Annotated in this window: 14 protein-coding genes; 9 read left to right on the top strand and 5 right to left on the bottom strand. The window is 75.0% G+C overall.

The window, feature by feature from the left end:
* Positions 1-7 precede the first annotated feature (7 nt).
* Genes BX266_RS07525 through BX266_RS07515 form a run of 3 tightly spaced genes read right to left on the bottom strand, consistent with a single transcriptional unit; the run spans position 8 to position 2,784 of the window.
* On the bottom strand, positions 8-748 hold the full coding sequence (locus tag BX266_RS07525) for a cyclopropane-fatty-acyl-phospholipid synthase family protein (RefSeq protein ID WP_099898124.1): 741 nt from the start codon (positions 746-748) through the stop codon (positions 8-10).
* A 28-nt stretch (positions 749-776) separates the two neighbouring features.
* Entirely contained in the window at positions 777-1,970 is a 1,194-nt protein-coding gene (locus BX266_RS07520; protein ID WP_099898123.1) for a glycosyltransferase, read from the bottom strand.
* A gap of 58 nt (positions 1,971-2,028) precedes the next feature.
* Positions 2,029-2,784: a glutamate racemase gene (locus tag BX266_RS07515; RefSeq protein ID WP_099907532.1), complete on the bottom strand. Its 756-nt coding sequence runs from the start codon at positions 2,782-2,784 to the stop codon at positions 2,029-2,031.
* Between the two features lie 152 nt (positions 2,785-2,936).
* Between BX266_RS07515 and BX266_RS07510 the strand changes: the two genes are divergently transcribed.
* The 3 genes from BX266_RS07510 (at position 2,937) to BX266_RS07500 (ending at position 5,579) form a co-directional block, all read left to right on the top strand.
* The gene (locus BX266_RS07510) at positions 2,937-3,728 is read left to right on the top strand and encodes an SRPBCC domain-containing protein (RefSeq protein ID WP_099907529.1); all 792 of its coding nucleotides are present in this window, start codon (positions 2,937-2,939) and stop codon (positions 3,726-3,728) included.
* A gap of 37 nt (positions 3,729-3,765) precedes the next feature.
* Positions 3,766-4,278, top strand: a complete 513-nt coding sequence (locus BX266_RS07505; RefSeq protein ID WP_099898122.1) for a DinB family protein — start codon at positions 3,766-3,768, stop codon at positions 4,276-4,278.
* A 65-nt stretch (positions 4,279-4,343) separates the two neighbouring features.
* Positions 4,344-5,579, top strand: coding sequence for an MFS transporter (locus tag BX266_RS07500; protein ID WP_099898121.1), 1,236 nt, complete (start codon positions 4,344-4,346; stop codon positions 5,577-5,579).
* Between the two features lie 89 nt (positions 5,580-5,668).
* On the opposite strand, the gene BX266_RS07495 is transcribed toward BX266_RS07500, so the two are convergent.
* A complete protein-coding gene (locus tag BX266_RS07495) occupies positions 5,669-6,670 on the bottom strand; it encodes a polysaccharide deacetylase family protein (RefSeq protein WP_099898120.1) in 1,002 nt (333 codons plus the stop codon).
* A gap of 310 nt (positions 6,671-6,980) precedes the next feature.
* Here BX266_RS07495 and BX266_RS07490 point away from each other — a divergent pair, with 310 nt between their 5' ends.
* The 6 genes from BX266_RS07490 (at position 6,981) to BX266_RS07465 (ending at position 11,384) form a co-directional block, all read left to right on the top strand.
* Complete coding sequence (locus tag BX266_RS07490; RefSeq protein ID WP_099898119.1) at positions 6,981-7,241, top strand: hypothetical protein; 261 nt, start codon at positions 6,981-6,983, stop codon at positions 7,239-7,241.
* A 234-nt stretch (positions 7,242-7,475) separates the two neighbouring features.
* Positions 7,476-8,303, top strand: a complete 828-nt coding sequence (locus tag BX266_RS07485) for a polysaccharide deacetylase family protein (RefSeq protein ID WP_099898118.1) — start codon at positions 7,476-7,478, stop codon at positions 8,301-8,303.
* Positions 8,296-9,483, top strand: a complete 1,188-nt coding sequence (locus BX266_RS07480; RefSeq protein ID WP_099898117.1) for a glycosyltransferase — start codon at positions 8,296-8,298, stop codon at positions 9,481-9,483. The genes BX266_RS07485 and BX266_RS07480 overlap by 8 nt, the downstream gene beginning before the upstream one ends.
* An 88-nt stretch (positions 9,484-9,571) precedes the next feature.
* Entirely contained in the window at positions 9,572-10,237 is a 666-nt protein-coding gene (locus BX266_RS07475; RefSeq protein ID WP_099898116.1) for a sugar transferase, read from the top strand.
* Between the two features lie 40 nt (positions 10,238-10,277).
* A complete protein-coding gene (locus BX266_RS07470) occupies positions 10,278-10,874 on the top strand; it encodes a NeuD/PglB/VioB family sugar acetyltransferase (protein ID WP_099898115.1) in 597 nt (198 codons plus the stop codon).
* A 24-nt stretch (positions 10,875-10,898) separates the two neighbouring features.
* A complete protein-coding gene (locus tag BX266_RS07465) occupies positions 10,899-11,384 on the top strand; it encodes an NUDIX domain-containing protein (protein ID WP_099898114.1) in 486 nt (161 codons plus the stop codon).
* A gap of 16 nt (positions 11,385-11,400) precedes the next feature.
* Here the strand turns inward: BX266_RS07465 and BX266_RS07460 are convergent, their stop codons facing one another.
* Positions 11,401-12,330, bottom strand: a complete 930-nt coding sequence (locus BX266_RS07460) for an NAD-dependent epimerase/dehydratase family protein (protein WP_099898113.1) — start codon at positions 12,328-12,330, stop codon at positions 11,401-11,403.
* Between the last annotated feature and the right edge of the window lie 154 nt (positions 12,331-12,484).

Below are 12,484 nucleotides of genomic sequence, written 5' to 3'. Positions count from 1 at the left end.
CAGTCCGCTAGCCGGCCGGGCGGAGCAGCAGCGTGACGAAGCCGAAGCCGCTCCGGTACCCGGTCAGCCACTCCTCGCGGTGCTCCGCCGCGATGCGCAGGGCCTGGTCGCGGTCGGGGCCGGGCGGCTGGTCGAGCGCCCAGTCGGTCAGCGATCCCGTCCAGGCCCACTCGTAGGCGTCCAACTCGGCGGTGGAGGAGGTGTGTCCGGCCACCGGCAGCCAGCCGGCGGCCCGGACGGCGGCGACGGTGCCCGCCAGGTCGGCGAGTCCGTCGCCGAACAGTTCCCGCGAGAGCGAGGTCGGCTCGCCCTCCCAGTACCCTTCGCCGAGCAGCACCGCACCGCCCGGGGCGAGCAGCGGGCCGATCGCGGCCAGCGTCGGCGCGAGCCCCCCGAAGGCGTGCGTCGCGCCGATGGAGAGCACCACGTCGAACGGCTCGGCGGAGGTGAACTCCCGTACGTCGGTGTGGTGCAGGCCGAGGCGCCGGGCGACGCCCAGGTGTTCGGCGCTCCGCCGCCCGGCGGTCAGCGCCGCCGCGTCCACGTCCGCCCCGACCGCCCGCAGCCCCGGGTGCGCGGCCAGCGCCCGCACCGCCCAGGCGGCCTCCCCGCAGCCCAGGTCCAGCAGCCGCCCGTCCTCCCGGCCGCGCAACGCCCGCTCCAGCAGCAGCCGCACCGACTCGTCGGAGAGCGGCGCGGCGATCGGGTGGTCGCGGTGGGCGAGGCGTGAGATCTCGTGACGTTCCATCACTCGATCATGCCCGGCCCCGCAACTGCTATTCGGTGCGACGTGGCTTCGCGCGGGCCTGCCAGTCCGCGCGCCGGGGTTGCGGGTAGGTGCGGCCCTTCCAGGCGGCGCCGTGGCCGCGCCAGTGCTGGACGGCGGAGTCGACCGTCATCAGCAGGTACAGGAGCGCGGTGAACGGGAGCAGTGGGGCCGCCGCCGCCGACACCCCGTAGTAGCGCAGCATCGGGAGGTAGCTGCCGGTCATCACCGCCCAGGCGGCCAGCCCGGCCGCGGCGACCGGCCAGGAGCCGCCCGCCAGGCCGGCCAGCGCGGCGGCGGGCGGGACCAGGTAGACCAGCGCCAGGCCGGCCACGGTGCCCGCCAACAACAGCGGGGAGTACCGCAGTTGGGCGTACGCGCTGCGGGAGACCATCCGCCACAGCGGGCCGAGGCCGGGGTAGGGACGGACGGAGTCGACCCGGTCGGCGAGGCCCAGCCAGGTGCGGCCGCCGGTGCGCTTGACGGCCCGGGCCAGCGACACGTCGTCGATGACCGCGCCGCGGATCGCCGCCACCCCGCCGGCCCGCTCCAGCGCCTCGCGGCGGACCAGCGAGCAGCCGCCGGCCGCCGCGGCCGTCCGCGAACCCGGGCGGTTGGAGCGGCGGAACGGGTACAGCTGGGCGAAGAAGTACACGAACGCGGGGACGATCAGCCGCTCCCAGCGGCTGCTCACCCGCAGCCGGGCCATCTGCGAGACCAGGTCCAGGCCGTTGCCGGTGCCCGCGGCGACCAGGGCGCGCAGCGAGCCGGGGCGGTGCGCGATGTCGGCGTCGGTGAGCAGCAGCCAGTCGGCGTCGCCGGCCTGCTCGACGCCGTGGCGCAGGGCCCAGAGCTTGCCCGTCCAGCCGTCGGGCAGCGGCGGGGGAGTGGTCACCGCCAGCTCCAGGCCGCCGGTCCGGGTGGCGAGGGCGCGGGCCAGCTCGCCGGTGCCGTCGGCGCTGTGGTCGTCCACCAGGATCACCCGGGCCTGCCCCGGGTAGTCCTGGGCGAGGACGCTCGGCAGCGAGACGGGCAGTACCTCGGCCTCGTCGCGGGCCGGGACCAGCACCACCACCGAGGGCCACCGGGTCGGCTCGGCGCCGCCGGGCAGCCGCTGGTCGGTGCGCCAGAACCCGCCGTGGCCCAGCGCCAGCCAGAGCCACACCAGCAGCGACAACGCCGACACCCACCACAGGACCGTCACTCCGGCAGTGTGCCCCACCGTGGGCCGCCCACCCCTGAGGCGCGGCGGGCCGGGTCGCTCAGACCCGGACGCCCGTCAGCACCTCGCCCTGCGGGTAGCGCAGCGCCGCGACCTGCAGCGACGCCGGCCGGCCCGAGTGCAGCACGGTGAGCGTGCCGGCGCCGGCGCCCGCCGGGCCGAGCCGGCGCAGTGCCTGGGCGGCGACCGCGTCGGCGGAGCCGTGCAGGCGGGCGGGGGAGGCGACGGCGGCGGCGATCCGGTCGTCGACGAGCTCGTAGTGGGTGCAGCCGAGCACCAGGTCGGTGGTGCCGACGGGCGTCCGGGCGGCTGCCGAGGCGACGGCCTCGGCGATCGCGGCCTCGTCGGCGTGCTCGACGGCCTCGGCGAGGCCGGGGCAGGCCACCTCGTGGACCTCCGCGGCGCCGCCGAACTCGGCGATCAGGCCGCGCTGGTAGGCGCTGCCGGTGGTCCTGGGCGTGGCCCAGATCGCCACCACGCCGCCGTTGGCCGCCGCGGGCTTGATCGCGGGGACCGTCCCGATCACCGGCAGGTCCGGCTCGAACTCGGCGCGCAGCCGGTCCAGCGCGTGCACCGAGGCGGTGTTGCAGGCCACCACCAGGGCGTCCGGGCCGTGCGCGAGCGCGGCCCTGGCGCAGGCCAGCGCATGGTCGGTGATGTCCTCGGGCGTACGAGGCCCCCAGGGCATTCCGTCGGGGTCGCAGGAGACGACCAGGTCCGCGTCCGGCCGCAGCCGGCGGATCGCGGCGGCGGCGGCGAGCAGTCCGATTCCGGAGTCCACGAGGGCGATCTTCACGAGCACTGACTCTACTCCCTGGCCCGGCCGCGACCCCGGCCCCGACTGCGCCCCCGGCCTGCGGCGGGGCGCGCGACCCGACGCGCTTGAAATAGGCAGGCAAATACCTGCACAATTGAGGAGTGACCACCGAACCGACCTCCGACGCACCGCTGGACGCGGTGTTCAAGGCGCTCGCCGACCCGACCCGCCGCCGGCTGCTGGACCGGCTCCGGCTGCGGGACGGGCAGACGCTGCGCGAACTGTGCGAGGAGGCGGCGATGGCCCGCCAGTCCGTGACCCAGCACGTCGACCTGCTGGTGGCCGCACACCTGGTGACCGTGGTCCGCCGCGGCCGGGAGCGGCTGCACTACCTGAACCCGGCCCCGATCCACGAGATCGAGCAGCGCTGGATCGCCGACTTCGACCGCCCGCGCCTGGACGCCCTCGGCGCGATCAAACGACAGGCAGAACAGGAGCACGCCATGAGCACCGCACCCGGCACCGTCCCGACCTACGTCTACGTCACCTACATCCGGGCCACCCCCGAACAGGTCTGGAAGGCCCTCACCGACGCCGACCTGACGGCCCGCTACTGGGGCCACGCCAACGTCTCCGACTGGCAGCCCGGCTCGCGCTGGGAGCACCGCCGCACCGACGGCTCCGGCCGGTCCGACGTCACCGGCCGGGTGCTGGCCGCCGAACCGCCGTCCCGCCTGGTGATCACCTTCGAGGACCGGCCGGACCTGGCCGGCCAGGAGGACGCCGCGACGGTGACCTTCCTGGTGGAGCCGCACGAGGAGATCGTCCGACTCACCGTCACCCACGAGAAGCTGCGCGACCTGACCGCCCTGAACGCCATCTCGCAGGGCTGGCCCGCCGTGCTGGCCAACCTCAAGTCCCTGCTGGAGACCGGCGAGACCCTCCCGCAGGCCCCGTGGGAGATGGCCCCGACCGAGTCCTGAGCCACCGTCACCCCCACCTCCGGCAGAAGGGCACCCCATGTTCGATCCCGCTCCGCTCCACCGCGCCTACCAGGACGTCACCGCCGCCGCCGAGGAGGCCGCCCGCGCCGAGCCGGCCGCACTGCCGCCCGGCGAGTGGACCGCCGAACAGGTGCTGGCCCACCTCGCCCTGGTCACCGCGGGCACGCTGGCGGCCGTGGCCACCGCCGCGGCCGGCTCGCCCGCCGGGTACGACAACCGCTCCAGCCAGGACCACCGGAACATCGGGCGGGTGATCCACGGGAGCGGCGGGGGCGAGGCGCTGCGCCGCCGGGTGGCCGGGTACGGCGCCGCGCTCGGCGGCCTGGCGGCCTCGCTCGGGGCGGAGGAGCTGGCGGCTCCGGTGCCCGCGGTGCTGTTCTCGCACGGGAAGCCGCTGTTCGAGGGCGTGCTGACGGTCCGTGGGCTGCTGGACGGTCTGGCCGGCACCGAGCTGCCCGCGCACGCCGCCCAGATCCGGGCCACCGCAGGTCGCCCGGCAGCCCGGCCCACGCCTGCTCCGTTCGCATGACGGTATGACCGGGCTCCGGGCGCGTCCCCGGCACCCGGCAGCGGGGGCACGGAGGCTTGGACCCCATGGGACAGCTGACAGCTTCGAACGCGCGGGTGCCGGCCGAGGACAGAGTCTCGGGCACGGCGTACACCAACCTGGTGGTGGCCACCGTCGGCTTCGCGCTGACCTTCTGGGCGTGGAACCTGATCGCCCCGCTGGCCGGCGAGTTCGACAAGACCCTGCACATGTCGTCGTTCGCGCAGTCCTTCCTGGTCGCCGTCCCCGTGATCGTCGGCTCGCTGGGCCGCGTCCCGGTCGGCGCGCTGACCGACCGGTACGGGGCGCGGCTGATGTTCCCGCTGGTCTCCGCCCTGACGATCATTCCGGTGCTGCTGCTCATCCCCGCCAAGAGCTCGTACGGGGCGCTGCTGGCCGTCGGGTTCTTCCTCGGGCTGGGCGGCACCACCTTCGCGATCGGCGTGCCGCTGGTGAACTCCTGGTTCCCGCCGCACAAACGCGGCCTCGGCCTCGGCGTGTTCGGCATGGGCATGGGCGGCGTGGCGCTGTCCGGCTACTTCACGCCCCGGCTCTGGAAGCACGGCCACAACCTGCCGTTCTGGGTGCTGGCGATCGCGCTGGCCGGCTACACCGTGCTGTCCTTCCTGCTGCTGCGCGACCGCCCCGACCGGGTGATCCCCACCGCCTCGCTGGCCACCCGCCTCGGCAGCGCCGGCCGCCTCCGGGTCACCTGGGAACTCTCCGCGCTGTACGCGATCGGCTTCGGCGGCATCGTCGCCTTCGGCGTCTACCTGCCGACCTACCTGAAGACCTGGTACGAGCTGTCGGCCACCGACGCGGGCACCAAGGCCGCCGGGTTCGCCCTGGTCACCGTCGTCTTCCGGCCGTTCGGCGGCTGGATCTCGGACCGCATCCACCCGGCCGTGGTGACCGCCTGGGCGCTGGCGATCACCGCCCTGTTCGCCGTGGTGCAGGCCTTCGACCCCGAGCTCAGCCCGGTCGGCACCATCGCCTTCCTGGTGATGGCGGCCGGCCTCGGCACCACCAGCGGCTCGGTGTTCGCCCTGGTCGCGCAGGTCACCCCGGTCGCCCAGGTCGGCTCGGTGACCGGCATCGTCGGCGCGATCGGCGGCCTCGGCGGCTTCGTCCCGCCGCTGGTGATGGGCGCCATCTACAGCGCCAAGGGCAGCTACTCGATCGGCTTCATGCTGCTCTCCGACCTCGCCCTGGCGGGCTGCGTCTACGCCATCGGCCGGATGCGCAGCATCCGCCCCACCGCCACCGCCACCGCCACCGGCTGACCGGCGGAACGCCGGAGACGGCTTAGACGGCGCAGGGCCCGCACCCGATCCCCCGGGTGCGGGCCCTGCGCCGTCGTCCGGCCCGGGAGCTACGCCTGTGCCCCCAGCAGGCGCTGCACCGCGGGCTCCAGGCCCGACAGGATGGTGTCGAACCGCCGCGTCGAGGTGGTCGAGTCCACCTGCAGGCGGCTGATCCGCAGCGGGTGCTGAGGCAGCCGCGGGCCGAGGCGGTGGTCGGAGAGGAAGCCCAGCCGGTAGCCGAGCTGGCGCAGCACCGAGTCCGCGCGCTCGTCGAACCCGCCGTCCGGGTAGGCGAACGCCGACGGGGCCTCGCCCAGCCAGCGGCTCAGCGCCCGGTGCGCGCCGGCGATCTCCGCGTGCACCGTGGCTTCGTCGCAGCGCCGCAGCGACGGGTGCCCGAGGGTGTGGTTGCCGACCGCGACGTCGGCCTCCCGCAGCGCCCGCAGGTCCTCGGGGCGCAACTGCTCCTGGGCCGGCGGGCGGCGGGTCGCCGACACCCGCAGCTCGGCCAGGCTGCGTCGGCGGTCCGGGTCCGGCAGCGCCTTCAGCAGCGCCAGCACCCGGTCCGGGTCGCCGCCGCTGGGCAGCAGCCGGGCCCGGCCGCCGTGCCGGGCCAGGAACGCGGCCTCGTGCCACCAGAACGGCTTCTCGGTGCCGACCAGCTCGGCGATCACGAACGCGGCCGCGGGGATCCGCCGCGCCACCAGCTCCGGCAGCGCGTGCCGCAGCACCGTGCGGTCCGGGTCGTCGAAGGTCACCAGCACCGAGCGCGGCGGCAGCGGCCGCCCCTCCGCGAGCGAGCGCTCCACGTCCCGCACCGACACCGGGGTGGCGAGCCGCCGCAGCCGGTCCAGCTGGGCGCCGAAGGACCGCGGGTCGGTGATGCCGTGGTACGCGAGGACGGCCAGCCGCTGGGCGGCGCGGGCCCGGAACAGCGGCTGCGCGGGGCTGAACCGCAGCCAGCTGCCCCGGTCGCGTTCGCGGGGCCGGCGGGTGACCGGAGCAACGGAGGTCGGAACGACGGGATGGGGCGGGGCGCAGACGGCAGCGGCAGTGGTGGCGTACGACACGGTTCCCCCCTCGGTCGCCGGCAAGCGGCGTGGCGGTACCGTCGGCAGGCGGAGCCCGGCCTCCGACCCCGGGCGCGGCGGCTCCGCTCCCGAGTGATCTAGCCCGCGGCGGGTACTCCCTGTCCCACTCGTCGGACGGCTCCTGGATCGCTCAATGTAATGGAGACCACCGACGCCCCGGGATGGTTGTACGCCGGACGGCGAGTTTTCGCGGGCGTCCTGCGCGGGCCGCCGAGGACGGTGCGCAGGGCCCTCCGCCAGGGTCGGAGGACTGTGGCCCGGCGCCGTTCGGCGGGTTACCGTGGAAGGCATGGCAGACACCCGAAGTGAGCGTGCCGCTACCCGCTGGTCCGAGCTGTTCAGCGGCTGCGCACTCCGCCGCCACCAGGCACTGCTCGCACTGGTCGGCGCGCTGTGCGTGGCGATGGGCATCGCGGTGGCCGTGCTGGTCCCGGAGACCGACGGCCCGGCCTGGGCGATGGCCGTGGTCGGCTGCCTGGCCGCAGGCGTGCTGCTGCTGGCCCGGATCGGGATCGCGCTGCTGCGCCCCGGCGGCGGCGCCACCCCCTGACGGGCCCCCGACCCCGCCTCTCCCCGGCACCCGGGCCCGCGGCGTGACCGGAAAACGTCCACCAAACGGACAGTACCGGTCGGACCGGCTGATTTTCGGCCTACCTGCGCACTTCTTTCACGTTTCCCGGGCAGCAGCGCCACACTTCCCCCTACTGTGATTCGCATCGCCCGCGGCAGCCGCGGGCCGGGGGAGTCACAGGTCCGGTGCCGGGGGGCACCGCGAGGGGGATTCATGGCGAGCACCGGCGTTGCGGCCGGCGGCATCAGGACGAAGATCAAGCAGCAGCTGGCGCGTGCCGCCGGCCGGGTGCCCGGGGAGGGCGCCACCGTCCTCATCTACCACCGGGTCGGCGGCGGCACCGCCGACGAGCTGGACCTCGCCACCGCCGACTTCACCGCCCAGGTCGACCTGCTCGCCGAGCTCCCGCCCGGCCGCGTGGTGTCGCTGGACACCGCCGCCGACCGCCTCGAAGCCGGCCTGCGCACCCCCAGCACCGTCCTCACCTTCGACGACGGCTTCGCCGACACCTACGACACGGCCTGGCCGCTGCTGAAGGAACGCGGACTGCCGTTCACGATCTACCTGGCCAGCGGCCTGGTCGGCGGCCCGATGAGCTGGGAGGGCTCCACCGCCAAGGGCGCCCCCGCCGAAGGGCTCAGCTGGGAGCAGCTGCGCGAGATGACCGCCTCGGGGCTGTGCACCGTCGCCAACCACACCCGCAGCCACGCCCGGCCCGACCTGCTCACCACCGCCGAGCTCGACGGCTGCGGCGACGAGATCGAGCAGCACCTCGGCACCCGGCCGGCGCACTTCGCCTACACCTGGGGCACCCCCGTCCCGCACATGGACGCGGCGCTGCGCGCCCGGTTCCGCACCGCCGCCACCGGCCGGGTCGGCCGGAACCTGCCCGGCCACGACCCGGTCCGCTTCCACCGCGTCCCGGTCCGCCGCACCGACCCGATCGACTTCTTCCGCGCCAAGCTCTACGGCCGGCTCGTCCCGGAGCGCGCCTACGCCCGGATCGTCGCCACCGCGAAGGCGGTGGGCGCCAGTGCCTGACCAGCTCCCCCTGCGCCTGCGCGGCGAGGGCGGCCGGCCGCTGCGGGTCGCCCACCTCACCACCGTCGACATGTCGCTGCACCTGCTGCTGGCCACCGAACTGACCGTCGACGTCGAACACGGACTGCAGACCCACGGCCTCAGCGCACCCGGCCCCTACCGGGAGCGGATCGAGCAGCTCGGCGTCCGGCACCGGCCGCTGCCCTCGCTCACCCGCGCCTGGCAGCCTCGCGCCGACCTCGCCGCCGCCCGCGAACTGCTCGCCGCCCTGCGGAAGTTGCAGCCCGACGTGCTGCACACCCACAACCCGAAGACCGGCGTGATGGGCCGCATCCTCGGCCGCCTCGCCGGGGTCCCGGTGGTCGTCAACACCTGCCACGGCCTGTGGGCCCAGGCCCACGACCCGTTCGCCAAACGGCTCGCCGTGCTCGGCGCCGAGGCGCTGGCCGCCCGCTTCTCGCACGCCGAGCTCTACCAGAACGCCGAGGACCGCGCCACGCTCGCCAAGTGGGGCGTCCCCGCCCGGCGTTCACGCGTCGTCGGCAACGGCGTCAACCTCGACCGGTTCCCCGCCCCCGGCCCCCGCCGGGACGCCCTGCGCGCCGAACTGCGCACCCGACTCGGCGTCGCCGAGGACGAGTTGCTGGTCGGCGGGGTCGGCCGGCGGGTCGCCGAGAAGGGCATCCGCGAGTACGCCGAAGCCGCCCGCGCGCTGGCCGGCAAGGCCCGCTTCGTGTGGATCGGCCCCGACGACCCCGACAAGCCCGACGCGCTGCGCACCGCCGAGGCCGGACTCGAATTCCTCGGCAGCCGCGACGACATGCCCGCCGTGTACGCCGCCCTCGACGTCTTCGTCCTCCCCTCCTACCGGGAGGGCTTCTCCCGCTCCGGCATGGAGGCCGCCGCCAGCGGCCTGCCCATGCTGCTCAGCGACATCCGCGGCTGCCGCGAGATCGGCACCCACGACGAACACCTGCTGCTCGCCCCGGCGGCCGACGCCGCCGCCCTCACCACTCAGCTCCACCGGCTCCTCACCGAGCCCGACCTGCGGATACGACTGGGCGCGGCGGCCCGCCGCCGCGCCCTCGACCAGTTCGACCAGCGCGCGGTCGCCCGGGTCTCGCTGGAGACCTACGCCGCCGTCGCCCGCCGCCGCGGACTGCGCTGGACCACCGACTGACACCGCCACCACGCGGCAGCGCCACGCGCGCCGAGCAGCCCGAGGCGCGCCCACAACACCACAACGCACCAACCCAGTTGGGGGAGAAATGAAGCGAGGGGGGGACCTCGCGGTCGCCGCACTGGCCGGGATCATCGCCGTCCCGCTCGGCCTGGTGATCGCCCTCCTGATCCGCGCCACCATGGGCGGACCGGTGATCTTCCGGCAGACCCGCTCCGGCCGCCACGGCCAGGAGTTCCGCATCCTCAAGTTCCGCACCATGCGCGACAAGCGCCACGAGGACGAGCCCGACGCCCCGCGCATCACCCGCCTCGGCGCGCTGCTGCGCAAGACCAGCCTGGACGAACTCCCGCAGCTGTGGAACGTCGTCCGCGGCGACATGGGCGTCATCGGGCCCCGCCCCACCCTGCCCGAGCAGGTCGCCCACTACTCCGAGCGCCAGCGCGGCCGCCTCGCGCTGCGCCCCGGCCTCACCGGCTGGGCCCAGGTCCGCGGCCGCAACTCCATCACCTGGCCCGAACGGATCGAACTCGACCTCTGGTACATCGAGCACCGCAGCCTGCTGCTCGACCTGCGCATCCTCGCCCTCACCGCGAAGATGTTGCTGCGCCCCACCGGCATCACCGCCGCCGGCGGCGTCAACCCCGGCTTCCCGGTGCCCGCCGAGACGCCCGCCGCACCCGCCAGGATCGTGCTGCCCCGGCAGGCCACCGCGGCCGCGCCCCGGCTGATCCAGGAGGAACTGCGAGGCTGAACCCGAACGGGTCGGCCCGCCGGACACGAGGAGACCGAACATGCTGTGGATCGCGGGAGCCGGCGGCGTCGGCCGGGAGGCACTGGACGTGGCGCTCGCCGCCGGCGTCCCGGTGGCCGGCTTCCTCGACGACCGCCTCGCCGGAGGAGAGGTGCGCGGGCTCCCCGTCGCCAAGCCCGAGGAACTGCCCGCCGGCGCCCCCTACCTGGTGGGAATCGCCGACCCGGCGGTGCGGGCCCGGCTGGTCGACCTGCTGGACGCCGCCGGCGGCGCCGCCGCCACCCTGGTCCACCCGCGGGCGATCATCGCCCCCGAGACCGAACTCGCTGCCGGCTGCCTGGTGATGGGCGGCGCCCACCTCTCCAGCAACGTGCTGCTCGGCCCGCACAGCCAGGTCCACTACAACGCCACCGTCGGCCACGACACCCGCCTCGACGCCCGCGTCACCGTCTACCCCGGCGCCAACGTCTCCGGCGCGGTCCACCTCGCCGCGGACTCCACCGTCGGCTCCGGCGCCGTCGTCCTGCAGGGCCGCACCGTCGGCCGCGCCGCCTTCGTCGGCGCCGGCGCCGTCGTCACCCGCGACGTGCCGCCCGGCGCCACCGTGGTCGGAGCCCCGGCCCGGCCGCTGCGCTGAGCCCGCTGCGCCTACGCTCGTGCCATGGGAATTCCTGCGTTTCTGGCCGAACTCCGCTCCGTGGTCGGCACCATGCCGCTGTGGCTGTCCGGGGTGTCGGCGGTGGTCCTGGACGACGAGGGCCGGGTGCTGCTCGGGCGGCGCGCGGACACCGGGCGGTGGGCGGTGATCGGCGGGATCATCGACCCGGGCGAGCAGCCCGCGGACACGGTGGTCCGCGAGTGCCTGGAGGAGACCGGAGTGACGGTCCGTCCGGAGGCGCTGGTCGCGGTCGGCGTCACCCCGATGATCGAGTACCCGAACGGCGACCGCTCCCAGTACCTCGACCTGACCTTCCGCTGCCGGCTGGTCTCCGGCGAGGCCCGGGTCAACGACGACGAGTCGCTCGAAGTGGGCTGGTTCCACGCGGACGCGCTCCCCGACCTCCCGGAGAGCGCACGCGAACGGATCAAGCTCGCGGTGGCCGGAAACAGCGCGGCGCACTTCGAACTGACGGAGCAGCTGCCGTAGCGGCCGCGCCCCGGGGTCAGAGCGTCCGGAACCAGTCCGCGGTGCGCCGCAGGCCCTCCTCCAGAGCCACCGGCCGCACCGCGGGGAACAGCTCGCGCAGCCGCGCGTTGTCGGCCTGCGAGTCCCGCACGTCGCCCGGCCGCGGGTCCACGTGCTCCGCGGCCACCGGAGCGCCCAGCACCGTGCCCATCAGCTCGATCAGCTCCAGCAGCGACGTGCGCGTCCCGAACGCCAGGTTGACCGGGTCCGCGGAGACCACCCGGTTCAGCACCGCCTCGGTGAGCACCTGCGCCACCGTGCCGACGAAGGTGAAGTCGCGGCTCTGCAGCCCGTCCCCGTGCACCGTCACCGGGCGGCCGTTCAGCGCCGCGTCCAGGAACGCGGGCACCACGGCGGCGTACGCGTGGCCGGCGGGTTGCAGCGGGCCGAACACGTTGAAGAAGCGCAGCGGCAGCACGCCGAGGCCGTAGCAGTGGTGGTAGGCGCCGAGGTACGCCTCGGTGGCCAGCTTGGAGACGGCGTACGGGCTCATCGGCGCCGTCCGCATCGACTCGCGCTTGGGCAGCTCCCGGTTCGCGCCGTACACCGAGGACGAGGACGCGGCCGCCACGTACAGGCCGCCGGCCCGGCGGGCCGCCTCCAGCACCTCCAGGGTGCCGGTCGCGTTCGCGTGGTGGCTGGCCAGCGGGGCCGCCACCGAACGGGGCACCGACGGCAGCGCCGCCAGGTGAACCACCGCGTCGGCGCCGGTGAACGCCGCGTCCAGCAGCGCCGGGTCGAGGATCGTGCCCTCGAACAGGGTGACGTCCACCCCCGCCAGGTTGGCCTTGCTGCCGGTGGACAGGTCGTCCACCACCCGGACCTCGGTCACCTCCTGGCGGGACGTCAACTCCCGGGCCAGGTTGGCCCCGATGAAACCGGCTCCACCGGTGATCACCACTCGCATCTGCGCACACCAACCCCTCCGCCGGGCCCGGGGACTCCCCCCACCGGGCCGATGCGCCCGACTCTAGCGGCGGCCACCGGCCCGGCGTGCGGGAAACCCGCTCAGTCGGGCCCAAACCAACCCATCGGACACATCTCGTACGACCGGTGGTCGA

Source organism: Streptomyces sp. TLI_171 (assembly GCF_003610255.1).
Taxonomy (GTDB): Bacteria; Actinomycetota; Actinomycetes; order Streptomycetales; family Streptomycetaceae; genus Kitasatospora.
The sequence above is the reverse complement of the archived record's forward strand: the minus strand, read 5'-3'. Positions and strand labels throughout refer to the sequence as shown.

Bases quoted from the DNA above. Each gene is read 5' to 3' on its own strand.
- BX266_RS07525 (WP_099898124.1), bottom strand. From the start codon at position 748: ATGGAACGTCACGAGATCTCACGCCTCGCCCACCGCGACCACCCGATC.
- BX266_RS07505 (WP_099898122.1), top strand. From the start codon at position 3,766: ATGTTCGATCCCGCTCCGCTCCACCGCGCCTACCAGGACGTCACCGCC.
- BX266_RS07500 (WP_099898121.1), top strand. From the start codon at position 4,344: ATGGGACAGCTGACAGCTTCGAACGCGCGGGTGCCGGCCGAGGACAGA.
- BX266_RS07490 (WP_099898119.1), top strand. From the start codon at position 6,981: ATGGCAGACACCCGAAGTGAGCGTGCCGCTACCCGCTGGTCCGAGCTG.
- BX266_RS07485 (WP_099898118.1), top strand. From the start codon at position 7,476: ATGGCGAGCACCGGCGTTGCGGCCGGCGGCATCAGGACGAAGATCAAG.
- BX266_RS07475 (WP_099898116.1), top strand. From the start codon at position 9,572: ATGAAGCGAGGGGGGGACCTCGCGGTCGCCGCACTGGCCGGGATCATC.
- BX266_RS07470 (WP_099898115.1), top strand. From the start codon at position 10,278: ATGCTGTGGATCGCGGGAGCCGGCGGCGTCGGCCGGGAGGCACTGGAC.
- BX266_RS07465 (WP_099898114.1), top strand. From the start codon at position 10,899: ATGGGAATTCCTGCGTTTCTGGCCGAACTCCGCTCCGTGGTCGGCACC.
- BX266_RS07460 (WP_099898113.1), bottom strand. From the start codon at position 12,330: ATGCGAGTGGTGATCACCGGTGGAGCCGGTTTCATCGGGGCCAACCTG.